This window comes from Pseudomonas sp. S35 (genome assembly GCF_009866765.1).
Taxonomy (GTDB): domain Bacteria; phylum Pseudomonadota; class Gammaproteobacteria; order Pseudomonadales; family Pseudomonadaceae; genus Aquipseudomonas.
Map to the genome: position 1 here is coordinate 2193416 of NZ_CP019431.1, position 26635 is coordinate 2220050.

The 26635-nt window shown below is 57.1% G+C and carries 20 protein-coding genes and 2 pseudogenes; 9 read left to right on the forward strand and 13 right to left on the reverse strand.

Annotated elements, in window-relative coordinates; translation table 11 throughout:
- Positions 1-1554: 1554 nt before the first annotated feature.
- Genes argE through PspS35_RS10025 form a run of 4 tightly spaced genes read right to left on the reverse strand, consistent with a single transcriptional unit; the run spans position 1555 to position 5111 of the window.
- Positions 1555-2700 (reverse strand): acetylornithine deacetylase, encoded by a 1146-nt coding sequence (gene argE / locus PspS35_RS10010; protein ID WP_159934008.1) that lies wholly within the window; start codon positions 2698-2700, stop codon positions 1555-1557.
- Positions 2697-3374: a DUF1028 domain-containing protein gene (locus PspS35_RS10015; protein WP_159934010.1), complete on the reverse strand. Its 678-nt coding sequence runs from the start codon at positions 3372-3374 to the stop codon at positions 2697-2699. Before PspS35_RS10015 ends, argE begins: the two co-directional genes overlap by 4 nt.
- 10 nt (positions 3375-3384) lie before the next feature.
- Entirely contained in the window at positions 3385-3795 is a 411-nt protein-coding gene (locus PspS35_RS10020; RefSeq protein ID WP_076950664.1) for a RidA family protein, read from the reverse strand.
- Between the two features lie 26 nt (positions 3796-3821).
- Complete coding sequence (locus tag PspS35_RS10025) at positions 3822-5111, reverse strand: NAD(P)/FAD-dependent oxidoreductase (protein ID WP_159934012.1); 1290 nt, start codon at positions 5109-5111, stop codon at positions 3822-3824.
- A gap of 195 nt (positions 5112-5306) precedes the next feature.
- On the opposite strand from PspS35_RS10025, the gene PspS35_RS10030 reads away from it, so the two are divergent.
- The 5 genes and pseudogenes from PspS35_RS10030 to PspS35_RS30510 all read left to right on the forward strand — a co-directional run bounded on the left by PspS35_RS10030 (position 5307) and on the right by PspS35_RS30510 (position 12296).
- Positions 5307-6146, forward strand: a complete 840-nt coding sequence (locus tag PspS35_RS10030) for a helix-turn-helix transcriptional regulator (protein ID WP_099587576.1) — start codon at positions 5307-5309, stop codon at positions 6144-6146.
- A 43-nt stretch (positions 6147-6189) separates the two neighbouring features.
- The gene (locus PspS35_RS10035) at positions 6190-7572 is read left to right on the forward strand and encodes an aspartate aminotransferase family protein (RefSeq protein WP_159934014.1); all 1383 of its coding nucleotides are present in this window, start codon (positions 6190-6192) and stop codon (positions 7570-7572) included.
- A 148-nt stretch (positions 7573-7720) separates the two neighbouring features.
- Positions 7721-9100 carry an APC family permease gene (locus tag PspS35_RS10040; RefSeq protein WP_159934016.1) on the forward strand — a complete coding sequence of 460 codons (1380 nt, stop codon included), beginning with the start codon at positions 7721-7723 and terminating at the stop codon, positions 9098-9100.
- A 29-nt stretch (positions 9101-9129) separates the two neighbouring features.
- Positions 9130-10620, forward strand: a complete 1491-nt coding sequence (locus PspS35_RS10045) for an aldehyde dehydrogenase (RefSeq protein WP_159934018.1) — start codon at positions 9130-9132, stop codon at positions 10618-10620.
- A gap of 195 nt (positions 10621-10815) precedes the next feature.
- A pseudogene (locus tag PspS35_RS30510) lies at positions 10816-12296 on the forward strand (IS66 family transposase).
- A gap of 306 nt (positions 12297-12602) precedes the next feature.
- Here PspS35_RS30510 and PspS35_RS10055 read toward each other — a convergent pair.
- From PspS35_RS10055 to PspS35_RS10065, 3 genes are all read right to left on the reverse strand, one after another.
- Positions 12603-13844, reverse strand: coding sequence for an OprD family porin (locus tag PspS35_RS10055; protein WP_159934020.1), 1242 nt, complete (start codon positions 13842-13844; stop codon positions 12603-12605).
- Between the two features lie 210 nt (positions 13845-14054).
- A complete protein-coding gene (locus tag PspS35_RS10060) occupies positions 14055-14984 on the reverse strand; it encodes a dihydrodipicolinate synthase family protein (RefSeq protein WP_159934022.1) in 930 nt (309 codons plus the stop codon).
- Positions 14985-15107: 123 nt separating this feature from the next.
- Positions 15108-16499, reverse strand: a complete 1392-nt coding sequence (locus PspS35_RS10065) for an MFS transporter (RefSeq protein WP_159934024.1) — start codon at positions 16497-16499, stop codon at positions 15108-15110.
- Between the two features lie 676 nt (positions 16500-17175).
- Between PspS35_RS10065 and PspS35_RS10070 the strand changes: the two genes are divergently transcribed.
- Entirely contained in the window at positions 17176-18015 is an 840-nt protein-coding gene (locus PspS35_RS10070; RefSeq protein ID WP_159934026.1) for an IclR family transcriptional regulator, read from the forward strand.
- A gap of 284 nt (positions 18016-18299) precedes the next feature.
- Here the strand turns inward: PspS35_RS10070 and PspS35_RS10075 are convergent, their stop codons facing one another.
- Positions 18300-19190, reverse strand: coding sequence for a LysR substrate-binding domain-containing protein (locus PspS35_RS10075; protein WP_159934028.1), 891 nt, complete (start codon positions 19188-19190; stop codon positions 18300-18302).
- Positions 19191-19338: 148 nt separating this feature from the next.
- On the opposite strand from PspS35_RS10075, the gene PspS35_RS10080 reads away from it, so the two are divergent.
- Positions 19339-20427 carry an extracellular solute-binding protein gene (locus tag PspS35_RS10080; protein ID WP_159934030.1) on the forward strand — a complete coding sequence of 363 codons (1089 nt, stop codon included), beginning with the start codon at positions 19339-19341 and terminating at the stop codon, positions 20425-20427.
- Between the two features lie 2 nt (positions 20428-20429).
- Positions 20430-21197 carry an MBL fold metallo-hydrolase gene (locus PspS35_RS10085; RefSeq protein ID WP_238786020.1) on the forward strand — a complete coding sequence of 256 codons (768 nt, stop codon included), beginning with the start codon at positions 20430-20432 and terminating at the stop codon, positions 21195-21197.
- Here PspS35_RS10085 and PspS35_RS10090 read toward each other — a convergent pair.
- The 5 genes and pseudogenes from PspS35_RS10090 to PspS35_RS10110 form a co-directional block, all read right to left on the reverse strand.
- Positions 21169-21543 (reverse strand): annotated as a pseudogene (locus tag PspS35_RS10090) (DOPA 4,5-dioxygenase family protein). The gene PspS35_RS10085 and the pseudogene PspS35_RS10090 overlap by 29 nt on opposite strands.
- 256 nt (positions 21544-21799) lie before the next feature.
- Positions 21800-22861: a dihydroorotate dehydrogenase gene (locus PspS35_RS10095; protein ID WP_159934032.1), complete on the reverse strand. Its 1062-nt coding sequence runs from the start codon at positions 22859-22861 to the stop codon at positions 21800-21802.
- A gap of 11 nt (positions 22862-22872) precedes the next feature.
- Positions 22873-23805, reverse strand: coding sequence for a DUF6282 family protein (locus tag PspS35_RS10100; protein WP_159934034.1), 933 nt, complete (start codon positions 23803-23805; stop codon positions 22873-22875).
- A gap of 27 nt (positions 23806-23832) precedes the next feature.
- A complete protein-coding gene (locus PspS35_RS10105) occupies positions 23833-24600 on the reverse strand; it encodes an aldolase/citrate lyase family protein (protein ID WP_159934036.1) in 768 nt (255 codons plus the stop codon).
- Positions 24597-24992, reverse strand: coding sequence for a cupin domain-containing protein (locus PspS35_RS10110; RefSeq protein ID WP_159934038.1), 396 nt, complete (start codon positions 24990-24992; stop codon positions 24597-24599). The genes PspS35_RS10105 and PspS35_RS10110 overlap by 4 nt, the downstream gene beginning before the upstream one ends.
- Before the next feature lie 190 nt (positions 24993-25182).
- Here PspS35_RS10110 and PspS35_RS10115 point away from each other — a divergent pair, with 190 nt between their 5' ends.
- The gene (locus PspS35_RS10115) at positions 25183-26613 is read left to right on the forward strand and encodes an NAD-dependent succinate-semialdehyde dehydrogenase (RefSeq protein WP_159934040.1); all 1431 of its coding nucleotides are present in this window, start codon (positions 25183-25185) and stop codon (positions 26611-26613) included.
- Positions 26614-26635 lie beyond the last annotated feature (22 nt).

Sequence of the window (26635 nt, forward strand, 5' to 3'; positions counted from 1 at the left end):
TGGGTGGCGAGCCAAATGGAGTCGTTGCGAATCATGGGGCCAGGCCACGAATAAAACACGCGCAGCCGTCTGAATCCGAGGCTGGCCATTTAACAGCGATGGATTTATCGCCTAGAGGCAGCGGGCACGGCAAGTATTGGTGCGTTACTTCAGCTTTCCAAGTCGGCCATATTATTGATAAACACTGTACGATCAAAGGTCGATGCATTGTCCAAAGATCCCCTGCTTTAGATATGTGTACAAGAACGGATAGGTACGGAGTCCATATCCATGAGCGACAGATTCATTGAGCTTCGAGCCCCTAAGAAAAAGACGTCGGATGATGCGGAATGGATACTGCGTGCTAAAGTAACGGACGAAGATTGGGTGCGAATAGCATATGATGAATCCACTATTTACCTTGTCAGGCTGCGAATTACAGCGCTGGAAACAATGGAGTTTCAGGTTATAAGAGGTTCTACAACACTGTCTAGCTCGCAGCAACTAAGGAATTGATTCTGGCTTAAAGCCGTATCCAGACTTACTCGAACCTTTGCCGAACAGAAAAGTCTATGTCATGCTCTAGCTCCGTAGGAGGTAATTTAGCCAGCTATAGCGGTGAAACTCCAGAATACGAGAAGGCACGATAACTTCCAAGAACTATGGTTGAATCGTTGCGCAGCCTCACATAAGAGAGAGTGGGCAATCGGTAAAAGATCATACCAAGAAAGATCTGCGAGACGACAGCACTGCCACGGCATCTAATGGATATAGAATTGCTCTTCTAGATTCCTCTATGCGACTTGGCTATCGAGCTGACTGAAAGCATCCCTACGTGTGACGCTTCAGATTGGTAATACTCAAATTACCGATTACCCAACTCGCAGAATGATATTCATCATAAACGATGGGAGGTCGGGGCTGAGTTGATTGCAGAACGGCAATAGATACATTTCTTTGAATATTAATGTGAAAAAACTGGCGCTATCCACGTAGCCAACTATCCAATAGAGCGTCGACTTCAGCCTCACTTACCAGCCCAATCGGATATCGCTGCACAAGAGCGGCTTTGTACTCAGTAACTTCGATTATTGAGGGGTGATGCCTCCATATCGCACTTATTATCCTCCTCCGTAAACTGAGGTTGGCAGCTAGACGTCGAGTTTGTAGCCAGCGGCCATGATTCATAAAATCTCCGTTGGGTATGTCGGCAAGGGAACCATGATTAGTAATGTGACGGATAGGATTCTTTTTTGTGATCGTAGGTCAGTTGTATTTAGAGCTAGTCTGTGCCGCTGTTATTACCGCGAAGAACTGGCCCGCCTGCTGGGCTGAGGCTGGAATGCAATCGCGCAGCCAATAAAGTTCCTCTGTGGGAGCTGGCTTGCCTGCGATGGCGGCGTATCAGTCAGCCTCTTTGGCAACTGACCCACCGCAATCGCGGCATAGGTATCTACACAACTTTGGCTTGACGCTGAAACCCAGTGAACAGGGGAGTTCGCCAGCCTTTGAAAATTGTGTAAATACCTGTGGCCATCGCGGGCAAGCCCGGCTCCCACAGGTTCAGTGTTCAGTTCAGGCGCGAATCCAATCCAGCATCCGCCGCAGCATCGCATCACACCCCGCCAACTGCTCCAGTTCCACAAACTCATCCGGCTTATGCCCCTGATCCATGCTGCCCGGCCCGCACACCACCGTGGGAATGCCCACCGCATCGAACAACCCGCCTTCAGTGCCAAACGCCACCGTGCCGAATGCCCGCGAGCCGCAAAACGCTGCGATCAACTCCGCTGCCTGGCTGCGCTCATCCGTCACCAACCCGGGATACGCCGACAACTCGGTAAAACGAATGGCGCTCTGCGCACTCACCGCCCGCATGCGCGGCAGCACGTGCTGCTCGGCGTAGGCCTTCAGTTCGTCCGCCACCGCGCCGGGGTCCTGGGCCGGCAATGCGCGCACCTCAAAATCAAACCGGCAATCGGCGGGGACGATATTCAGTGCCTTGCCGCCGCTGATCACGCCGGTCTGCACCGTGCTGAAGGGCGGATCAAAGCGTGCGTCCTGAGTCTGCCGCAACCGCTGCCCGATCCGTCCCAGCTCACCAATCAACTCTGCGGCCTGTTCAATCGCATTCACCCCATACGGCGCATACGCCGAATGGCACGCCTCGCCCTGCACATCACAGCGCATCGCCAACTTGCCTTTGTGGCCGAGCACCGGCTTGAGTTCGGTCGGTTCGCCGATGATGCACAGCAGCGGCTCCACGGGGCGGTCTTCCAGCAGCGTGAGCAACGAGCGCACGCCCAGGCAGCCCACCTCTTCGTCGTAAGACAGGGCGATGTGCACCGGCATGCGCAAGGGGGCCTCAACCAGCGCCGGCACCAGCGTCAACACGCAGGCGATATAGCCTTTCATGTCCGCCGTGCCGCGGCCAAACAGCTTGCCGTCGCGCTCGGTCAGTGCGAACGGCGGCACTGTCCACAGCTGCCCGTCCACCGGCACCACATCGGTGTGCCCTGACAGCACGATGCCCGGCACCTGCACCGGGCCCACGCTGGCAAACAGGTTGGCCTTGCTGCGTTCGGCGTTGAACACCAACTCGCTGGCCACCCCGAACTCCGCCAGATAATCGCGCACAAACTCGATCAATTGCAGGTTGGATTCGCGGCTGGTGGTGTCAAACCCCACCAGCGTGCGCAGCAGTTTGCGGCTGCTGCTCATCGCTCGTCTCCGGCCACGCCGTAGCCGGGCGAGCGGTCCGGGGCGAGCGCGCGGTCGATGTAGTCCTGCACTTGCGGGCGGTAGGCGTCCCAGAGTTTTTGCAGTTCACGGATAGGCTGGTCATCGGCCCAGTCCACGCGCAGGTTGATGATCGGCCACGTCAGTTCGCCCACTACCACCAGCGCCGCGGAATGCACCGGGCCGGCTTCGCCGCCGGCGGCAATGGCGGCGTGCATGGCGGCCAGCAGGCGATCCGCCAATTGGCCTTCGCCTTTTTCGAAGGCCGCGACCATCGCCTCGATCACCGCGCGGTCGGCAAGCATATTGCCCGCCGCCACGCACTGTTCGCCCGACAGCGCGTTGTGGGTGCCGAGGGTTTCGCTGCCACTGAAATGCACGCTGCGGCCCAAGTGATCGATCGCCGTCAGTTGCCGGTACTGGCTGTAGCCGTTGCGGGTCAGGGCCTTGTCGATAGCGTCGGCGGGCGCGAGGCCCTGTTCCAGCAAATCCAGCACATCCGGGCCCAGCGCCGGCAGCGTGATGTTCTGCGTCGACACCGCACCCACACCGGGCCGCAACCACGGGCAACGGGCGCCCACGGCAATGCTCGAGGAACTGATGGCGATGCCCAGTTGCCCGGTTTCGGCGCAGCGGCCGACGATTGAAAAGGTCATGTGCAACTCCTTACTCGGGAATAACGGCGATCACATCAATTTCCATCAACCACTGCGGCTGGCCCAGGGCCGACACCACCAGCCCGGTGGAAATCGGAAACACGCCCTTGAGCCATTTGCCGACCTCCTGGTACACCGGCTCGCGGTAGCGCGGGTCGATCAGGTAAGTGGTGGTCTTGACGATATGGCTGAGGTCGCTGCCGGCTTCTTCCAGCAGTTGCTTGACGTTTTTCATGGCTTGTTCGGCCTGGGCGCGCGGGTCGCCAAGGCCGACCAGGTTACCGTCGAAATCGGTGCCGACCTGGCCGCGTACGTACACGGTATTGCCGGCGCGCACGGCCTGGCACAGGTCGTTGTCCAGGCTCTGGTTGGGGTAGGTTACCTTGGTGTTGAACATGCGGATGCGAGTGTGAGTAGGCATCGAAAAAAACTCCGGCAATAGAGGGATCAGGCGCTGACAGGGGAGGGGTGAGCCAGCGGGGCGGGTTCGCGGTATTCAAGGTATTGCCGTTGGATGGCGATGTGGTCGGCCACGTACTTGGCGTCGTGCCAGACCCCCCAGATAAACGACGAGCCGCGACGTGACTGCCACGGCAAGCCGAGAAAGTAGATCCCCGCTTCGCTGGACACGCCGCGCTGGTGCTGCGGCTTGCCGGCGGCGTCGAAGGCCGCGACGTTCAACCAGCTGTAGTCCACCGCAAAACCGGTGGCCCAGATGATCGTGGTGACACCGGCCTCGGCCAGATCCAGTTCCAGGATCGGCTGCTGGATGCACTGCGCATCCGGGATCACACGGCGCGCTTCGGGCTCCGGCGGCAAGTCCAGGCCGTTGCGCTCGATGTAGGCATCCGCCGCATCCAGCAGGGCCAGGTAGTTTTCATCGCCGCGCGCCAGGTTTTCCACCAGGTTCGGCTGGAACGAGGCGACGCTGCCGTTGAACGCTTGCGTCAGGCCGACCAGGACCATGCCTTGCTGGGCCAGCTCGCGAAAATCAATGGTCTTGCCGCCGTGGGCGCCGCTGACCGCGATGGTCACGTGCTCACGGCCTGGCTTCATCGCCGCCTGGTCCCACTCGCCCAGCACGCCGAGCCACCAGCAGAAGTCGCGGTTGCGGTAGGCGCGTGGCGGGCGGTCGTGGGCACCGACCGACAGGTACACCTGGCGGCCGGAGCGTTGCAACTCATCGGCGATCTGTACACCGGACGAGCCCGCACCCACCACCAGCACGGCGCCAGCCGGCAGTTGCGCAGGGTTGCGATAGTCGGCGGAGTGGATCTGGTGCAGCGCTGTGTCGGTGGGCGCAATGGCCGGGATCACCGGCTTCTGGAATGGCCCGGTCGCCGCCACAACGCGGTTGGCCTCAATCAGGCCTTCACTGGTGTGCACGGTGAAGCCTTGGCGGCCGACATTGCGTACAACCGACAGTACCTCGACACCGGTACGGATCGGCGCATTGAATTTGCGGGCATAGGCTTCAAAGTAATCGGCCACCTGTTCTTTGGGCGCAAAGTCATCCGGGGCGACGGTGTCGAATGCCAGGCCGGGAAACCGGTCATGCCAGGCCGGTCCGTTGGCCACCAGCGAATCCCAGCGCCCGGTGCGCCAGCGCTCCGCGATTCGGCTACGCTCCAGCACCAGGTGCGGCACGCCTTGCTTGCTCAAATGCTCACTCATGGCCACGCCCGCTTGGCCGGCGCCCACCACCAGGGTGTCTGTTTTTGTTATTGCTTGAGTCATGTCTCTGTCCTTGCATCATGCAGTTGGATTCAGCGTTCGCATAACTTCAAGGCTAGGGGGAGGGGGGCTATAAATAAAATATTATTAAGCTGTGAAGTGAGCATAAATATCGGATGCAGGCTCACCCTATCGGGTGATTTCGGTCACTGCACGGCTGTGGGACCATTCTGGAAGTTATTTGAGCGAGTCTTGGGCATGGACAATGATCGGCTTTTATCTTCCCAATGGTTCAAGCAGATGGCCTGCGTGACCGAGAATATCGGCCAGGTAGGATTTGCTGCCTCGTTGTTCGAAGCACTGGGCTGCATATGGCCAATCCAGGCGACCACACTGTACCTGTACCCACACGGTGGCATACCTAGTGCATTATTCGAGCTGGATGGGCCTTGGTTGCCCCAAGGCAATGTCCGCCAGTACCTGTCCGGATTTTATCTGCTTGATCCTTTTTATGGTGCGTGCGTGGAAGGGGTCGGCTCGGGCTGTTACGACCTGGCCGACGTCGCCCCCGATCATTTCGAGCTCAGCGAGTATTTCCAGTCGTTTTACCGCCACTCACACTTAGAGGATGAGCTCAATTATATCCTGCAATCGAGCAACGGCTCGAGCCTAGCGGTCTCGCTGGCGTTCACCCAAAAACTCGACGCGGCGACGATCCAGCAATTCAAGCTCATCGCACCCTGGGTGCTGGCATTGCTGGGCAAGCATTTCGTTGGCCTGGATGCTCAGGGAGCGCGGTTTGAAAACGCGCTGGAACAGCGCATCCATTCGGCGCTCAATAACTTCGGCTCATCGATGCTTACCGAGCGCGAGTGCCGGATCGCCCAGTTGATCCTGCGCGGTCATTCCACGCGCTCCTTGGCCGAGCGGCTGGAGGTGTCTGAAGACACCATTAAGTCCCACCGCAAACACATTTACACCAAGCTCGATATCGGTGCGCAGTCTGAATTGTTTGCCCTATTTATCGACTCGCTGGCCGAAGCTCAGGGCGTGTTGGGCAAAGATCCCCTTGAAAGCTACATGAGCAAACTCCGTTGAGGGGTTTGTCACCTTGCGTCACAACTAACAAGAGATAAATGAAATGAACCTACCCCTTAACTTGAAACGCAAGACCGAGGATTACCAGAAGTCCGACGCGGCCCACCATATCCACGCGTTCTTGGATCAAAAAGCCCTTAATGCTGAAGGCGCCCGCGTGATGGTGCGGGGGGAGGGCCTTTACCTCTGGGACAGTGAGGGCAAGCGCTACCTGGACGGCATGTCAGGACTATGGTGCACCCAGTTGGGGTACGGGCGCAGGGACCTGACCGCTGCGGCAGCAGCGCAGATGGACCAGTTGGCGTACTACAATATGTTTTTCCACACTACCCACCCTGCTGTGATCGAACTGTCCGAGCTGCTGTTCAGTCTATTGCCCGGCCACTACAGCCATGTAATCTATACCAACTCCGGCTCTGAAGCGAATGAGGTATTAATCCGTACCGTGCGCCGTTACTGGCAGGTGGTCGGCCAGCCGCAGAAAAAGATTATGATCGGCCGCTGGAATGGTTATCACGGCTCAACCCTTGCGGCATCCGCGCTGGGGGGTATGAAGTTCATGCACGAGATGGGGGGGCTTATTCCCGACGTAGCGCATATTGATGAGCCATATTGGTACGCCCATGGCGGGGAGTTAAGTCCCGCCGAGTTTGGTCGCCGTTGCGCGCTCCAGTTAGAAGATAAAATTCTAGAGCTTGGCGCCGAAAACGTCGCAGGCTTTATCGCAGAGCCGTTCCAGGGCGCCGGTGGCATGATTTTCCCACCTGAAAGCTACTGGCCCGAGATCCAACGCATCTGCCGCCAATACGATGTGCTGCTGTGCGCCGATGAAGTGATCGGCGGCTTCGGCCGTACCGGCGAGTGGTTCGCCCACGAGTACTTCGGTTTCGAACCCGACACTCTATCTATCGCTAAGGGGTTGACCTCTGGTTACATCCCTATGGGCGGTCTGGTTCTGAGCAAGCGTATGGCTGATGCGCTGGTGGAGCACGGCGGTGTGTTTGCCCATGGTTTGACCTATTCTGGGCACCCGGTGGCTGCGGCGGTGGCACTGGGCAACCTCAAGGCACTGCGTGACGAGGGTGTGGTATGCCAGGTGAAGGACGATACAGGACCCTATCTGCAGCAAATTCTGCGCGAAGTATTTGGCAACCACCCGCTGATCGGCGAGATCCAAGGCACAGGCCTTCTGGCTGCCTTGCAGTTTGCCGAGGACAAAAGCACGCGCAAACGCTTCGACAATGAAAACGATCTGGCCTGGCAGTGCCGCACCTTCGGATTTGAAGAGGGCGTAATCATACGCTCGACGCTAGGCCGTATGATTATGGCGCCGGCGCTGGTTGCCACGCGTGTTGAACTCGACGAACTGGTGGAAAAGACCCGCGTTGCAGTAGACCGAACTGCGCGGATTGCTGGAAAGCTGTGATGTGATTTGTTCACCACCGTACGTTTGGGGGGTGAACGACATCCATACGTTGCGTTGCGAGCACAGGACAGTTCTCTTAAACAGATAGCGGTATCGATCTCATCGGCACTGTGGTTCCGCCCTGCATTCCAATTACCAGGAGTCAGCAATGAATACAATAACAAACGCAGACGACACGCCTACCCATCACAGCTCTGCAAAACTTCCCTCGTCGCGCCGTTTTCGCCAACCCTTGGAACTTGTTGGTTTGGTTCTCTTTGGCCTGGCGTACATGGTTCCCCTGGCGGTATTTACCACCTACGGCCTAGTGACACAGATGACCAAGGGGCATTTGCCGACAGCCTACCTGTTGACTCTAGCAGCGATGCTGCTGACTGCCTACAGCTACGGGCGCATGGTCCAGGCGCATCCTTATTCAGGCTCTGTCTACACTTATACACGCAAGGCTTTTGGGGCGTATTTCGGATTTATCGCTGGATGGACTTTGTTGCTGGATTACATTTTTCTGCCGCTACTCAGTTATTTGCTGATAGGCATCTATATGTCTGAATATTTTCCCGCAGTGCCTACGTCCGTGTGGGTGCTCGGTTCGATTACTTTGGTAACCATGCTGAACCTTGTCGGCATTGAATCCATAACGCGTGTCAACTGGATACTCGTAGTTGCACAATTGGTATTTATCATTGTTTTCGTGGGGTTATCGCTCCACAGACTGAGTGGGCAAGGCGAACCGGTTTCAGTGTTCGACCCTTTCCATCATGAAGGCTTCAATATTTCGCTGATCATGACGGGGGCAGCGGTACTTTGCCTGTCGTTTTTGGGCTTTGACGCAGTGTCGACCATGGCCGAGGAGACACCCAATCCGCGCCGTACCATCCCGCAAGCAATCATGATCGTGTCGTTGGTCGGCGGTGTGCTGTTTCTGCTGGTCTCGTATTTTGCCCAGATGGTATTCCCGGAATGGAATAGCTTCACCGATCCCGATTCCGCGTCGGTGGATGTGATGCGCAGGGTCGGCGGTGAACTGCTAGTTACAGCATTTACCGCGACCTATGTTGCTGGTTGTTTCGCTTCGGCGATGGTCTCTCAGGCCAGCGTCTCTCGCGTGCTGTTTGCAATGGGGCGTGATGGCGCACTGCCGCGTGTGTTCGGCAAGCTGGTTACAAAAAAACGCGTTCCAGCCACTGCGATTATGGTGGTCAGCCTGTTCTCGTTGATTGCGCTTGTCATCACTCTGGATGCCGTTGCCAACATGATCAGCTTTGGCGCGCTTTTCGCCTTCTCGGCGGTAAACTTAGCTGTGATCAAGCATTATCTTATTGACAAGGAATTGCGCGGCACCCGCAACGTCCTGCTTTACGCAGCTTTACCAGGGTTAGGGTTTCTCAGCACTATTTGGCTTTGGACCAGCCTGTCCGGAATGTCATTCACCATTGGCCTGTGCTGGATGGGCTTGGGGCTAGTGTGTTTGTTCGGTGTTACGCGTGGCTTTCGATTAAAGATGCCTGACTTGCAAATGGCGGAATAAGAAAAATGTCATCCATCCAGGAGTATAAAATGTTCGACCTTGATCATTGGCAGCAGCGGGCTGCCCGGCAGACCTTTATCGACACCGCCGTGATCGACGGCCGGCAAGTGAACGCGCTTTCCGAGGCGACCTTCGACGCCATCAACCCCGCAACGAATCAATTGCTGGCGCGTGTAGCCGCGTGCGGCGAAGCAGAGGTCAATCTGGCGGTACGTTCCGCACGCCGTGCTTTCAACACAGGCCCGTGGCGGCGTATGGCAGCAAGGGAGCGCAAAAAAGTCCTGATCAGACTCTCCGAGTTGCTGATGACCCATCGCGCAGAGCTGGCGTTGCTCGACTCGCTGAACATGGGCAAGCCGGTGATGGATGCCTATAACGTTGATGTGCCCGGCGCTGCTCATGTTTTTGCCTGGTATGGCGAGGCACTTGACAAGATTTACGATCAAGTGGCGCCGACTGGCCACAACGCACTGGCCACCATCACCCGCGAAGCGTTGGGGGTTATTGCGGCGGTGGTGCCTTGGAACTTCCCGCTGGATATGGCCGCGTGGAAACTGGCACCTGCATTAGCGGCCGGTAATAGCGTGGTGCTTAAGCCCGCTGAGCAATCACCATTCTCGGCTCTGCGCTTGGCACAGTTGGCCCTGGAGGCTGGCATTCCGGAAGGCGTACTGAATGTGGTACCGGGCTTGGGAGAGAGCGCGGGTAAGGCGCTGGGGCTGCATCCTGACGTAGACTGCCTAGTCTTTACCGGTTCCACTCAAGTTGGCAAGTACTTCATGCAGTACGCCGCGCAATCCAATCTCAAACAGATCTGGCTTGAGTGTGGTGGTAAGAGTCCAAACCTCGTGTTCCAGGATTGCCAGAACCTGGACCTGGCCGCGGAAAAGGCCGCCTTCGGGATTTTCTTTAACCAGGGCGAAGTGTGTTCTGCCAACTCGCGCCTTTACGTGCAACGAGCCATCCATGACGAATTTGTCGAGCGTCTTATCAGTAAGTCACGTGCGTGGATGCCAGGCGATCCTCTGGACCCAGGCAGTGCAGCAGGCGCTATTGTAGATAGTGAGCAAAAAGCCCATATCATGAATGCGATCGGTCAGGCACGTGCTGATGGGGCCTCTCTTTTGTGCGGAGGGGAGGATTTGGTGATCAATGGCTCCTCGAACTTCATTCAGCCGACCATATTTGGCGATGTAACTCATGACATGAGCATTTGTCGAGACGAAATCTTTGGCCCGGTCCTGGCGGTCAGTATCTTTGACACGGAGGAAGAAGCCGTACAGCAGGCTAATGACAGTATCTATGGATTAGCCGCGTCAGTATGGAGCGACGATTTAAATCGCGCTCATCGTGTAGCCCGAGCTTTGAATGCGGGCACCGTTTCGGTTAATACTATTGACGCGTTGGATGTCTCGATTCCATTCGGCGGCGGCAAGCAGTCCGGATTCGGTCGTGATTTGTCGCTGCATTCATTTGATAAGTACACTCAACTCAAAACCACATGGTTTCAATTTCGTTAGGAACTGTCGCCGGTTCACATAGCCAGCTCGTTGGCCTGGCACTCATGCGGCTTGGAAGTCGGGCTCGACGCTAACAACTTCAAGCGCTGGTGCTCGGTTTGCCATGGCAGCGAGTTGGCGCTAACGGCGCAATCACAGTGATTTAGCCTTGCTTTTCAGCTGTGGCAGGTGGATCGCTTTGGTAAAATCCACGGCATGACTTCCTCGCCCAATCTCGACAAAATGACACCCGAACAACTGCGCGCCCTCTCTGCGCAGTTGCTGTCGAAGGTCGACACCATGGGCCGAAAAACCTATCGTGACGAGACGATCATCGAGCAGCTCACTCACGAGATTGCCATTCTGCACAAGTTCGCCAAACGCAGCGAGCGGATCAGTCCGGCGCAAGGCCGCTTGCTGGATGACCTACTCGATACCGACCTCGAACTGAATTAAAGCACTTCATCCGGCCCCGCGCAGGCAGAAACACGTCAGCAACCCAAGCGCGCGCCGCTGCCGCCGCAGTTCCCGCGCCCTGTGATCCATCACGAGCCGGATAACACTCAGTGCGCTCGCGGCAACCAGCTTCAGCGCATCGGTGAAGACGTCAGCGAGAAGCTGGACTACACGCCCGGCGTGTTCACCGTCGAACAGCATGTTCGTTGGAAATGGGCCTGCCGGCAGTGCGAAACACTGATCCAGGCCCCCGTGCCGGCGCAGGTGATCGACAAGGGCATCCCCACTGCCGGCCTGCTGGCGCATGTGATGGTGGAAGTTCGCCGACCACCTGCCGCTGTATCGACAGGAAAAAATCTTCGGCCGTGCAGGCCTGGCTATCCCACGTTCGACCCTGGCGCAATGGGTGGGCCAAATCGGCGTGCAGCTTCAGCCCCTAGTTGATGCGCTGCGCGAAGTGGTGCTGGCCCAGCGCGTGGTTCACGCCGATGAAACGCCGGTACAAATGCTGGCGCCCGGCGAGAAGAAAACCCACCGAGCCTATGTCTGGGCCTACAGCACTACACCGTTCTCGGCACTCAAGGCCGTGGTTTACGACTTCAGCCCCAGCCGTGCCGGTGAACACGCACGCAACTTCCTGGGCATCTGGAACGGCAGGCTGGTCTGTGACGACTTCGCCGGCTACGAGCAGGGCACACCGAAATCGGCTGCATGGCACATGCGCCCCGCAAGTTTTTCGACCTGCATGTAGCCAATAAAAGCCCGTTGGCGGAGCAAGCACTTCACTCGATTGGCGGGCTATACGAAGTTGAGCCACACGCTAAGGAAATGAGCGACGAAGGCCGTTGGCGATTACGCTAGGAAACGGCGTGTCCATCGCTGAAAAACTGCATGAGTGGATACTGGCTCAGCGCGAACTTGTGCTCGAGGGGACTGCTACGGCCAAGACCCTGGATTACAGCCTAAAAGGCTGGGTAGCGCTGACGCGCTACCTGGATGATGGTGCCGTACCCATCGACAACAACCCGGTGGGGAACACGATCAGGCCATGGGCGCTTGGGCGCTCCAATTGGTTGTTCGCCGGGTCTCTGCGCAGTGGCAAACGAGCGGCAGCGATCATGAGTTTGAGCCAGTCGGCACGCATGAACGGGCATGATCCGTACGCGTATCTCAAGGAGGTACTGACGCGATTGCCGACACAGAAAGCTAGTGAGGTCGGGCATCTACTGCCGCATCAGTGAATGCCTGGCTGATCTACGCAAGGCGTATTCCCCGTACGCTTACGAATCACTGGGCTGGAATGGTGTCTACGTATGGACTCGGCTCCTGTACGTGGTGGTGCATTTCTTGCGCATGACGAAGGTGGAGTCTTTTGTTGAAAGTTCCGCGACACGAACGGCTGGATTTCACCAGCCTGCTCGTACCCCTCCATGCTACATGGCTAGTTGGCCCGCTAGGATATGACAACGCTTAGCATTAGCCGATATTTTGTTCTGCACGCCTATTACCAGATAACCTACTGCAACTCCATGCGGGGCACTTAACCCTCAGAACATGTCTAGCGGGTAACTAACGATCAGACGATTCTCATCGTAATCACTGGCGTTGAAATTTCGCCTGACGCTGGAATTTCGCCAACGAACAGATAAAGACTTGAGTGTTCCGCTCTGAACTACATAGCCCAACTCCGATTCCCGTACCCACTCTGAACCATCATTGACATTTTTCAGCTCCACGTTGTCACCATGAACGTAACGCGTCATGAAACTCAAACCGGGAACGCCGTAGCCTACAAAATTGAGATCATAGCGAACCTGCCAAGAGCGTTCTCGGGGGTTGTCGAATGCATGGTTGAAGGTGTTGTTGGCCAGATAGATGCCGCCGGTCCCGCCGATGCGCATCCAGCCGGTATCCCCCGAGACATTTTGCAACCCTAGGCTGATCGCATGCTCAGCGATGTTGAGGCTCAACAGCGCTGAAGCGGTGCGGTTATCCATTTGGCCCGCCTTAGCACTTCCTGAGTCTTTGCCCCAGAAATAACCAAGGTTTGCGTTAACCGATATCCTTTCAGCCAGTGACCACTTCTGGTTTAGTCCGAGGTAATGCTGTTCGTAGATGTCTTTCAACTCGCCAGACCAAAGCCGGACGATTATGTTTTTGGAAGTGGAGCGATAGTCCGCGCCGAGAAACTCGAAAGAATGTGATCGAGCCGATCCATACGAAAGATCTTCCATGGAAGAGTCGTTTCGCAAGCTAGTTTTGCTCAACTCGCCAGCATAGAAGGACCAGTTTTCAATCTCTTGTGAAGCAATCTGGGCACCGCGAAATGTTTGCGGCAATGCGCGAAAGTCATCCGCCGTGACAATAGGAAAGTTGGGCATCCATTCGCCGACCTTGAATTCAGTATTCGAGAACTTCGCCTTGATCGCAACGCCAAGTCTACCGAAACTGCCCGCAGGATCACCGTCGGCATCCTTTGGCAACAGTAGCGCGCCATACCTTCCCGCGCCGCCATCGAGCTTCACTGCGTGCTTCCCAAGCACGTCAACGCCCAACCCTACACTAGCCTCGGTAAAGCCGGATTTTAGGTCGAAGATGAAACCTTGCGTCCACTCACGAGCCTGGCTTTGCGCGACATCAGGTGCAGTGAAATTTCGGTCAAAGAGGAAATTCCTGAAGCTCAGAGTAGCGGTAGTGTCATCCACGAAACCCTCAGCCAATGCGTTGAAAGGTAAAACCAAAGCTGGAATGAAGAGCACCCAAGTTACGCGATTAATCTGAATGTTCAAGCCCTGTCCCCTGTTGTTTTTATTGAAGGGCAATGTCGGCCTGTTTTCACTAGTTGAGAGGGCGCAATGCCGCTCTTCCAGGAAAACGGATCGTCAATCGTAGGTGGAGAAATATCCGAATCGACTGTTGCCAAGGACCTGATGAACAGGCCCTTGGCATGTACTTCACCTGAAAGCCGGCCTCTTAGACGGCACCGACTTGGCTCAGAATTAGATCAGGCCAGCGCTGCGAAGCGCGTCAGCGATTTCCTTGTCGGCTCCTTCGGCCAGTGGCAGCAGCGGGGAACGCACGGTGGCATGGTCGAGGATGCCACGTGCAACCAGACCATGTTTTAGGGCTACTGTGCCTTCCATGTGGGAACCACGGTGGTAGACGTTACGAGTGACCGGCAGAAGCTTGTCGTGAATGGCACGCGCGGCCGGGTAGTCGCGACGCTTACCGGCAGCGATCAGCTCGATAAGCGGCTCTGGAGTCAGGCTGCCGTAGCCAACCAGCGCGCCGTCCACGTCAAACATGGTGTGCAGCAGGTATTCGTCATGGCAGGTCAGGATTTGCAGCTCGGGAACTTCACGGCGGATAACCGGGATCTCGGTGTCCCAACGACGCATGTTACGAACACCGTTCTTCATGGCAAACACGCCAGGCTGCTGGGCAATTTCCAGTTGAGTTTCCAGATCGTAAGTCGCCTTGGTCACGTCTGGGTACTGAAACAGGATAAGAGGCATTCCGCTTTCTTCATAGATCGCTTTATAGCGGTCCTGAGCGGCACCTTTCTGATAACCGAAACGCAGCCAGCCATGGGAGGGATAAACCAGGCCGGCAGCAGCACCGTTGGCCACGGCGCGTTTGGCCTCCTCAGCGGCTACCTGAGTGCCTTCGGCAGTGATGCCAGCGATAATTGGCAAACGACCGCCTACCGACTCCTTGAAAGCCTGGATGACACGACCTTGTTCTTCCTGTGTCAGGAAGGTTCCCTCACCGGCGTGGCCCAGAACAACCAGTCCTTTGACGCCTTCAAAGCTGCCAAGCCAAGCTCCCAGTTTCTGGATAGCTGCGTAATCAACCTCACCTTCACGAGTGAACGGCGTGACAGGAGCAGGAACGAGGCCTTTAAGGTCGATGGTGTTTTTAATGCTCATTTCATTACCTCTGGTTTAGTTAGAATTTCGCAAATAACGCATGCGCGGGCGCAAAACACACTGATGTGTTCTGGATTACTACTGAGTCAGGTACTGCAGTCTTAATTTCCTGAAAGTTGAAACTTATGGTGAAAGTTCCTCCAGAATTCGGCCTTTGGTTTCAATGGCGAAAAAAGCAGTGACGACGGCTGTCATTAATAAGACGACCGCAAAGATACCGAACACATATTGAACACCAACGCCAGTCACAGTGAACCCTACAATGATCGGACCCAATGCCGAACCCAATCTTAGCCAGGCACTGCCTACGCCCGTGCCCAAGGCTCTTAGACGAGTAGGGTAAAGTTCCGCCGAATATAGGTAGAGCGAGAAAGTCACTGTCTGGACCAACGCATATCCCAATCCTGCCAGCACCAGAATTTTGATTGGCGCAGTGGCACCTGTCGTTGCCAATATTGCCAGCGGTATGGCGGCAAGGAACAAGGCACCTATATACCAGCGACGTCGACCGACTTTATCAATCAGCAGCGCACATATCACAGCGGCGACCACACCGGCAGCTGAGGTTATGAAGCCATAGGCTAGGCTGGTTTCAAGGGACAGATGGAAATGTTGACGGTAGAGCGTTGGCAACCAGGTAATAAGCCCATTGGCGACCATATAGGAGCCGAACCACATGGCCCAGATAACGAGTGAGCGTTTGAAATAAATACCTTTGAAAAGTTCTCTCCAGCCGCCTTTGTTATTGATCCCATGCATCTGCGGCACTTCGACTGCAGGTTGCAGCGTCTTGCCGGCTTTAATCGCGCTGTTTTCCAGACGGGTGACAATCCGGTCAGCCTCGTCCAGACGTCCCTTGGACGCGAGCCAGCGCGGCGACTCGAACAGGAAGAAGCGAAGCGGAATTAGCAGCATGGCGGGGACCAGCCCTACCGCGAACATCGCTTTCCAGCCGTATATCGGTACGAGGAAGTAGCCAATAATCCCGGCTCCTACTAGGCCCAGCAAAAACATGACTTCGTAAAGAAGAAAGAATTTGCCTCGCTTCTTGGACCCAATCAACTCGTTGATATAGGCGCTCGCCACCGGGACTTCCCCTCCCGTGCCGATACCCTGTATGAATCTGAAAGCGATCATCATCGCGGCACTGGACGCAAACAGGCAGGCCACGTCCATCGACACAAAGAGCAAGATGGTGAACGTCAGGACCTTCATGCGTCCGATTCTTTCGGCCAGCCATCCAAAGAGCAAGGCACCAAACAGCTGCCCCAAATAACCGGCAGAGAGGATCATGCCGATCTGGGTGCCGCTAAGGCTCCACTCCTTGGCCAGAACCGGCATCGCGTAGGCAATGGCGATCACCGTGTAGCCATCGAAGAACGTTGCGGCGCCAATAATATTCCTGGCCCAAAACACTTGCCGTGTAATAGGGAGTCGTTCTAGGCGAGCACTAATATTCGCCTGACTATTCACTTTCTCTGGCAAGGGCTCAGTTTCAACTTGCTGCATCAACATGGCACTTCCTTTTATTATTGTTTGCGTTATTCGAGGCGAACGAAGCTCGCAGTGAGAAACACAGCGCAATGGCATAGCCGGTTTGAACTAACCAGCGCTAGCTCAATTTCATTATTAAATCATCAGTTTCTCGCAACGCCTACTTGATGGACGCGCCCACGACGGCTGTGGAAATGGTCGGGAAGTTGCCCAACTGATGGATCGAAAGCGTGATTCTCGTTCGGTGTTAAAAAAAACGAGCATGCATGGTCGAAGTACATGGTTTCATGAAAGGAGGTCGGGCTGTGGAATTGGTCGCAAACTAGAGCGGACCGAGGATACGAGTTAGGCGCAACACGTGAGCTCCATGAGCGGGTCACTGAGAGACGGGCTTTAAAGCGAGTGCCTTGATCGCGGACGGCGGCATCGGCGAAGCAGGCATATTGCTGAGCAGTGTGGTTCATATTTATTCGCACCTTTTTCTATTTTTCGGATTGCGAAATTTTTTTCTTATTTTCAAATACACTACCACCAGTCTTCTTCAGAGCCCAACCTTTTTTTGGTTCATCGCTATTTTTTCTTTTTATGCCTCAGGCGACCTGAACCCGTGGTGGGACAAAGCTCCGTCGAATGATATTCTCCGTTTGATATTTTTTCGCATTCCGAAAAGCATGACCACATCAGGTAGAAATCGAGCATGGCTGCACGTATCCCGGAAAAAAACCAAGCCACGGACGCCGCTGGCGAAGATAAAAATCAACGCAGCACTGTTCAGTCACTGGCTAAGGGATTCCGCGTCCTAGAGGCCTTCACTGCGGAAAGCGATGAGCTTACCTTGAGCCAGATCGCTGACAAGGCGGATCTGGATCCAGGCACCACCTACCGTATGCTGAATACGCTGGTAGACCTCGGATATGTGTCTCGAATACCTGAAAGCAAGCGATTTTCCTTAACGCTTAAGATCCTTAATCTGGGCTTTCATGCAATCGCACACACAGACCTGCGTAGCCTGGTTCGTCCTGTCTTGAGGGGCCTCGTTAGCGAAACTAGTGAAGCCGCCAGTTTCGCTGTTCTGCAGGGCGCAGACGTGCTCTATCTGGAGCGTGTAAGAGCCGGTATTACTAGGTTGGGTGTGGATATTCGTATCGGCACCACCGTTCCAGCCTGTCAGACAGCGATTGGCCAATCGATCCTGGCGTTCCTGTCCGAGCAAGAAGTCGCACGCATTGAGGCACTTTCTTCTACTACGCCATTCATCGGCAAGACGCTCGCCAAGCCGCTTTCCAAGGTACTGGAGCAAATTCGAAAGGACGGGTACTTGATTACAGATTCGCTGTTTGCCGAAGGGCTTAGAATTCTGGCCGTTCCGGTGTTAGATATCGACGGCTATCCTGTCGGGGCCATCAGTATCGCAGCGCCAGCAGTGCGATGCTCGATCGAGGAACTAGAACGCCGAGCGCTGGCATTGACAATGGTCGCAGCGAAGAATATCGGTCGAGCGCTCCAAGCTAGCGGAAGCGTGAACTCAAGCCTTTGATCACCGCAAACTAGAAGACATCCCGCCAGAGTGCTCTCGATCTGAAAGGCCGGGCGCGGCAAAAGAACCACTCGCGTGGGGCCCTGTGATGCGATTGCAGTTGGACTAGCACGTTAGAAGCGACGCGGGCTCCCAGCCCTAGTGATGACCAGTAGGACTTGTTGCGAGCAATTACTTAGCTAACGGCCGTCGGCGCTACGTGCGGACAGTGCATAAGCGCTTTTTTCACACTCTGGGCCAAAAGCGGACAGTCCGGGTTGAGCTGAAAATCTGCCCTTTCTGTCCTACGACCCTATATCGCGTCCCGCTTCGTTCGTCAGCCAATCAATTAACTGGACCACTTCTGGCAACTCGCGTCGCTCTTCCAGACTCAGGCAGTAGTAACCAAGCCCGGCTGGCACTTGCAGGTTAAATGGTCGAACCAGGCGGCCATCGGCGAGGTCGCGATGGGAGTTGAATTCGTCGCTCAACGCTACGCCGTAGCCGTCGCGCGCAGCCTGCAAGGCCATCGGAAAGCTCTGGATGAATACATCGGGGTCTCCCGGATAAGGCACGCGCGCCGCCACCAGCCAGCGCCGCCAGAGCATACCGTCGTCTTCATGCAGCAAGCGCTGGTTAGTGAGGTCGGTCGGCTGGCGAACATGCGGCAGCAATTGTGGGCAACACACCGGGAACATATTCAAACTGCGCAACGGACGCCACCAAAGGCCTTCCCAGGATGGGCTGGCATACAGCAAGGCGACATCAGCTTTTTTCCAGTCAACTTCCGAAGTCGCAGTTGCGGTAATTACCCGCAGGCGGATCTTGGGATGTTGCGAGCGGAAGGCAAACAGTTTGGGTAGTAGCCAAGTCGTACCCAATACTGGCTCAGTGCAGATTGTCACCACGGTTAAAGGCGCAGCCGCCTGCACCTCGGTAAGTACCTGGCGCACACCTTGGCCAATTTCGTCCATGCCTCGGGCCACCGCGCGCTGCAGTACCAGGCCTGCAGGCGTGAGTACCAAGTGGCGCCCCTGCTTTTGGAACAATTCGACCCCCAGGTTGTTCTGCAATGCGCGAATCTGTTGGCTAACAGCCCCTGGCGTTACATGCAGCTCCGCCGCCGCCGCCCCCAAATGACCGAGGCGTGCCACGACTTCAAACATACGCAAACTATTGAGAGGAGGAAAAATCATAGAACTGTTTAGCCCTGCTATATGATGAGGCGGAAATTTATATAGTTTGCATCTCCTGCATGTCCAGCGAAAAATCGGAGCACTCTTACGCATAGGTCGCTCGCCCATGACTCACTCACGCTGCACACCTATTTGCACACTTCTTTTTATGTTCATGAACGCTGGGTTTTTTCCCGGAACGGTCGGCGCTGCCGAAACACCGATTCAGCGCACCGTCAATTTGTACGGCTGGGCGGATTACATCGCCCCGCAAACCCTGGCGCGCTTCGAGCAGCAGACCGGTATCCGTGTCAACTACGACACCTTCGACAGTACGGATATGCTAGAGGCCAAACTGCTCACCGGCCGCAGTGGCTACGACGTGGTCGTTCCTGGCGTGGCCATGCTCGACCGCCTGATTCATGCCAAAGCGTTGCAGCCGTCGAACATGCAGGGCTACCCCCAAGCCGCCGAATACGACCTGCAGCTGCTAGGTCAACTTGCTGTGGTTGATCCCGGCAACCGCTATGCCGTGCCTTACGCCTGGGGCACGACCGGTTTGGCCTTTAACCGCGGCGCCATTGAAAAGCGCATTCCCAACGCTCCGTTAAATAGCTTCGATTTGCTGTTCAAGCCCGAGTATGCCGACAAGCTCAAAGATTGCGGCATTGCGATTATCGACTCACCGCAGGAAGTGCTTAGCATCGCCTTGCACTACTTGGGCAAGAACCCCTACGGCGACAGCAGCGAAGACCTTGCAAAAGCCGGCCACTTGCTGAACCAATTACGCCCCAACTTGCGCTATATCGCTTTTGGCAAACAGAGCAGCGACCTGGCGAACGGCGACCTTTGCCTGGCGATGACTTACAACGGCGACGCCGTGACCGCCAACGCCCAGGCTATCGAGGCCGGCAAGGCCCATCGCGTGGAGTACAGTATTCCGCGTGAAGGCACGCTGGCCTGGATCGATACGTTGGCCATCCCGGCCGACGCGCCCCACCCCCAGGAAGCCAAAGCGTTGATCGAATTCCTCACGAGTTCCACCGCCATGGGGGAACTGACCAATGCGATTCACTACGCCAATGCCAACCCGGCCTCCATGACACATATCAACCAGGCGTGGCGTGACAATGTCACCCTGTTCCCGTCGAACGAGGTGCGCCAGACCCTGTTCGGTGAAGAGCCGATGAGCGTAAAAACCCTACGCAATCGAACTCGGGAATGGACCAACTTTCGTAGCCAAGTCAGTAAGGACTAACCGTGGCTATCAAGATTGCTCAGCGCTGGTTTGAACGCAGAACATTATCTGATGGCATTACGCTGCTCTGGGAACCCCATGTGCACCCCATGCTGCGCTGCAATATCTGGCACGTGCGCGGCCGCACGCGTGATCTATTGATAGATACCGGGATGGGTATCGCAAGCCTGCGTGAAGCGGCGGTGGATTTATTTGAAAAGCCGTTGGCCGCCGTCGCCACCCACAGCCACCTTGATCACACGGGAGGCCTGCACGAGTTCGACTGCAGGCTCTGTCATGCAGCCGAGGCTGCGCTCTTGGCCAACCCGAGCGAGAAGGACCGCCTTAGTCTGCCAAGCGAGCATTGGTTGGCTCGTTATATTCCCGATCTGGAAAGCTCGCGACTGTTAATCGATGCCTTGCCCTACGAAGGTTTCGACCCGCTCGCCTGGCGCCTGCAACCGGCCACGCCGACGCACTTGCTGGCTGATGGTGATGTACTCGACCTAGGAGATCGTCATTTTGAAATCTTGCATCTGCCCGGTCATTCGCCCGGCAGTATCGCGCTGTTCGAGAAGCGCACTGGTATTCTGTTTTCAGGCGATGTGATCTACGACGGCGAACTCCTCGACGACATCCCTGGTGGGGATCGTGCGCACTATATTCATTCCTTGCGTCGGCTGCGCGAGCTCGCCGTAAAGACCGTGCATGCGGGACATGAAGAGAGTTTTGTTGGCAAGCGACTGGAGGAGCTTGTTTCTTTTAATTTGAAGCTATGGGAGCGAGGTTGAGGGCGCAAACGTGCTCATATGATAAATCTACATTCCACTGAACGACCGCTATTAGCTGCTGCCAGATGGCATCGCGATGGTCAGCCAATTCGTTACGGGTGATGGGGTGGATGAAGATGAGCAACTCACCTCGGTTAAGCGCCAGCCAGGGAACCAATTCTCCAAAGACAGCGGGGCGAAAAGCCAGCTGACAACTCTAGTCGGGGTGTGGTCCAACCGGCTCCGTCTGCAGGCGCCCCATTTTCAACGTAAATAGCTTGCTGGCGTGCTCACACAAAATGCGGGCTTGCTCAAACGTCTCGGCGCCGAAATAAACATGTGCGTGAAAGCCACGAATTCGATTCATGAATACAATTTGTCTTGTTGAACTTCATCAGTAGTGCAAGATTGCTGACGAGGAGACTGGCGTCAAGAGCGCTGACCTACATGACTATCGGCAAGACATACACACTCTCTGAAGTGAGGCTAATTCCCCTGGAATTCTGCCGCTGTGGTGGCGCCATCACTTTCTGCCTGGTGAAACTCTGAAGAAGGGGCCCTTTGGGCCCTTCTTCACGGCAACATCAATCGCCAACTGTCAGTGATCTCCCGCCCAAGCCGTTTCAGCCTGGAGACCCTGGGCACTCCGGGGCGAAGTGCTTCCACCAGTCCGGTCGATCGGGTTGTTGTTGATAGGTCTGCACTTGGTCCGCCGCGCTGCCCAGCAACTGCTTCACGCTGAGTCCGCGGCGCAGCATGTACTCATCCAGTTCGTTGACTGCGCGGGACAGCACCTCATAGCCGCCAGTGAACACGGCGGAGGTTATTTCGGTGGCGCAGGCGCCTGCCAGCAGGAAACGGGCGACGTCCAGTCCATTTCGCGCGCCGTTGGTGGCGATCAGCGGGTAGTCATCACCCATGGCCTTGCGTGTCATCATCAGCCAGCGTGCGGTCAATGGCAGCGCCCAGGCCCCTCCGATGGCGGCGCTGGTGCCGAGCAGCGGTAATCCCGTTTCCAGGTCCGGCAGGAACCCCATGAAGCGTCCCATCATCACCACGCTGTCTGCGCCGCCGCGGCGTGCGGCCTGGGCCAGCCCGACCACGTCCTCGCTCTGCCCGGTGAGCTTGACCCACAGGGGAAGGGTGGTGGCCCGGCGGATGCGCGCCACGATGGCCTCGATGCGCTGTGCGCCGCGCTCCAGGACGATGGCGCCCTTGGCGGCTTCGTCGCCGTGGGGGGCGCCGATGTTCAGCTCTAGCACGCGCAGCCCCGCTTGTTCGATTTGCCGCGCGTAGTCTGCGCACTGTTCAAGGTCGCTGAGGATCAGGCTGGGCACCACGTAGGCATCCTGGGTCCGTGCTTCCACATCCAGCGTCGCCAGCTCGGCCAGCCATTCGGCAAAGTCGCGCTGCACCAGCCCGGAACGACCGAACAGGCTGGCGTCGGGCGGCGGTGAGAAATCCCAAGGCAGGCGGTTCCAGCAGGCGTCCAGCAGCACATAGTCGGTCTTGTCCAACTGTTGCTTGGCGGCCACCGATTCGTTGGTGGATTTGGCCACGACCGCACTTGCGCCGCTGGCCAGGGCCGCGCGAATGGCATCCCGCGTCATGGTCTGTTCGCCGGCACCACAGATGACGGGGTTCTTCAGCAGGACTTGTCCTACTCGTGTAGTCAGTCGCGTCATGTCGAGGTTGCTCACAGGTTCATCAAGCGGGAAGCATTGCCGGAGGTCAGCTTGCGAATGTCTTGATCGCTGTACTCCAGGTCCAGCAGTTGGCCGATCACGTTGCGAAACCCCTCGGCGATGCTGGGGTTACCTTGCTGGCCGAGATCGGAGCCGAGGATAGTCAGGTCGACAGTACCGGCTTCGATCACTTGCCGCAGGAACTGGTCGTCGTAGAACTTGAACTTCGAGCCGGGTACCCACATGCACATCGAGTGCTCCATGAACACACCCTCGTTGGCCAGTTGGCGCATATCGTCCAGCGTGGCGTCCACCACATAGGTCGGATGGTTGACCAGCAGACGCTCGACCCCGCGCTTGCGGGCCTCTTCAAACAGCGGCCAGATCTCACGGATATTCAGGTGCCCGGCGGACAGCACCACGTCTTCAGCGGCGATCAGATCGAGGATGGCCTTGACCTCTTCCTTGAGATGGCCGTCGTCGTCAAGCACAGTCAAGGGGATCGGTTGCAGCATGCGTTGGGTGGTCTGAGGGAATTTCTCGGTAAACTTGGCATCCTGGTGGTGATGGGCAATGTGGTTGGCCGAAGAGAAGGTCGGCATCCACACCAATTGTGCGCCCAGTTTCAAGCCATGCTCCACGGCGTGGACGTTCAGCCCGCCCACCGCGTTGTTCAGCGGAACACCCGACAGCATGCGCACATTCAGCTCACTGAAGTGTTTGTTCAGCAGCGTGGTGACGGGGGTGCAGCTGTAATAGTGATCCTTGAGCAGCACGGCTTTGAGTCCGGCTTCGCTGGCTTCGCGCATCGCTTCAATGTGGTCGCAATAGCGCGGCATGACTGACGGGCCGCTGTGACAATGCAGATCGATAGCACCTCGCATCAGGTCGTCGATGTGCGCCTTGCGCTCTTCGCTGACGGGGGGGTTGACGATGGCGTTCATAAGGTGACCTCTTATTGTTTGGTTGGCTCAGCGCACCAAGCCATGGAAATGACGGGCCTGTTGCGACCAGCCGGCGCGTAGCACCGCCTGGTCCGAGCCCAGAATGAAAAAGCGCAGGCCCTTGGCGCTGTAGCGCGCCAGGTCTTCGCTGCTGGCCACGAAAATCCCGGCGGCCTTGCCGGCCTGTTGTGCGGCTTCCAATACACGGCTCACGGCGGACTCCACGCGCGGGTCGTCCAGTGAGCTGGCGCCCAGGGAGACCGCCAGGTCCGCACGCCCCACCAGCAGACAGTCGATCTGCTCGACCGCAGCGATGGCCGCCAGGTTGTCGAGGGCTTCGCGGTCCTCGATTTGGGCAATGATTGCGTGGCGGCCATCTTCGGCAGCCATGTGTTCGGCCAGATTGGCACGGCCGTAGCCGCCGGCCCTTGGCGAGTTGGAGAAGCCACGGCTGCCGTGGCGGTAACGCGTCGCCTGCAGCAATTGGCGCGCCTGGGCGGCATTGACGATGTGCGGCAACACCAGCCCGTCGGCTCCCAGGTCAAGGGCCTGCAGCAAGGTCGCGGGGCGCTCATCGGCGACGCGGATCAGTCCGGCGATATCAACGGCGCGGCACGCCAGCAAACCACGGTCCAGGCTGGCCGGATCGAAGGGCGCGTGTTCGGCATCCAGCACCACCGCATCCAGCCCGCAGTCACCGGCGATCTCGACGACCGCATGGTTGGGGGTCTTGACAAAGGTGCTGATCAACGACTCTCCGGCACGCAACCGTGAAGCGAACCCCAGGCGGTTCATGCTGGCGACCGCTCGGCTTCGGCGAACTCGGCGGCCTGGTACTCGATCAGGTGTCGATAGTCATCGCGAATCGGTGAGAACACATCCAAGTTCATCACCACCTCGTCGCCGACCGGCTCTGCGTAATGAATCACATGCGCCGGAATGCGGATCATGCTGCCCGGGCCGCCTTCGACCACGTCGTCGCCCAGGTGAAAGCGCACGCGGCCCTGCACGATGATCACCAGCTGTTCGAAGGTATGGCTGTGGGGAAACACGTCCATGCCCGGAGTTAGCCAGTTCATCACACACAGGGTGTCATCACCCCGGAAAGCCACGCGCTCGACGCCTTTGCGCACAGTCTCGCGGGGCAGTTCGTTCCAATTGTGAAGCAGGGCTTTGGCAAGGCTCATCGGTCGTTCCTTTGTTTCTTTTGTAGGAATTGTATTTCTTTGTGGGATAAAGCTAGCGCTCGCAATAAGGGATCGTCAAGTAGCTTTTTCGACCTTGACAGTGAAGCTGTACAAAACCTAGGATTGAGTCGAATAGAGAAACAATGTTTCTTTCAGTGAAATAAAAACTCATCCTTTGAAGGCCTTCTACATGCGCGTTATCGAATCCCTACTGATTGACGGTCAATGGTCCTCGGGGACCCATCCCCATCAGGCTGATGTGTTCAATCCCGCCACGGGTGAACGGATTGCCAAGTTGAGCCTGGCGTCCACGGCCGATCTGGACCGCGCCCTGGCAGCGGCCCAGCGTGGTTTCCAGGTGTGGCGCAAAACATCCGCCTACGATCGCTCGAAAATCCTGCGCAAGGCGGCGGATCTGGTGCGTCAGCGCTCGGATGAAATTGCGGCCTTGATCACCTTGGAACAGGGCAAGCCGCTGGCCGAGGCCAAACTGGAAGCGTTCGGCGCGGGGGACCATATCGACTGGTACGCAGAGGAAGGTCGGCGAGCCTATGGCCGGGTGATTCCACCGCGTGCCCGGGGTGTGCGTCAGACGGTGCTGCGCGAACCGGTGGGCCCGGTGGCCGCTTTCAGCCCCTGGAACTTCCCGGTCAGCCAATTGGTACGCAAGATCGCCGGGGCTCTCGCGGCCGGCTGCTCGATCATTGCCAAGGGCCCGGAAGAAACCCCTTCGTCCTGCATCGAACTGTGCCGTGCCTTCCAGGACGCCGGCGTACCGGAAGGCGTGTTGAATCTGGTATTCGGCGTGCCTGCCGAAGTCTCGGATTACCTGATCCGCTCGGACATCATTCGCAAGGTCTCCTTTACCGGCTCCGTGCCCGTGGGGCGCTCACTCGGCGCCCTGGCCGGCCAGTACCTCAAGCGCTGTACCCTGGAGTTGGGTGGGCACGCGCCGTTCATTGTGTGTGACGACGTCGATGTCAAAGCGGTTGCGGCCCTGGGTGCCGGCCTGAAGTTCCGTAACGGCGGGCAGATATGCGCGTCGCCGACCCGCTTCTATGTGCAGGCCTCCATATACGACCAGTTTGTCGAAGCCTTTTGCCAGGCCGGCGCGGCCATCAAGCAGGGAGATGGCCATGACGCCGCCACGCAACTGGGCCCGCTGGCCAACCCACGCCGGGTGAGCGCGGTGCAGGCATACGTCGATGACGCTCTGGCCTTGGGCGCTCATCTGGCATTGGGTGGTCGGGAGGTAGGCGGTCCTGGATTCTTCTATCCCGCCACGGTGCTGACTGATGTCCCGGAAACCGCACGGGTCATGTGCGAAGAACCCTTTGGCCCAATTGCCTCCATCGTGCGTTTCGACACAGTCGAAGAGGTGATCGAGAAAGCCAACAGCCTGCCGTTCGGCCTGGCCGCGTTTGCATTCACCCGTTCTATCCAGCGCGCCACCTTGCTGGCGGACGAGTTGGAATCCGGGATGGTCTCCATCAACCACTTCGGCCTGGCCGCGCCCGAGACGCCTTTTGGCGGTGTGAAAGACAGCGGATACGGCAGTGAAGGCGGCAGCGAAGGTCTGGACGCTTACTTCACCACCAAGTTCGTCAGCCAGATCGGCTGAGCCCCCGACGCATCGAGAACAA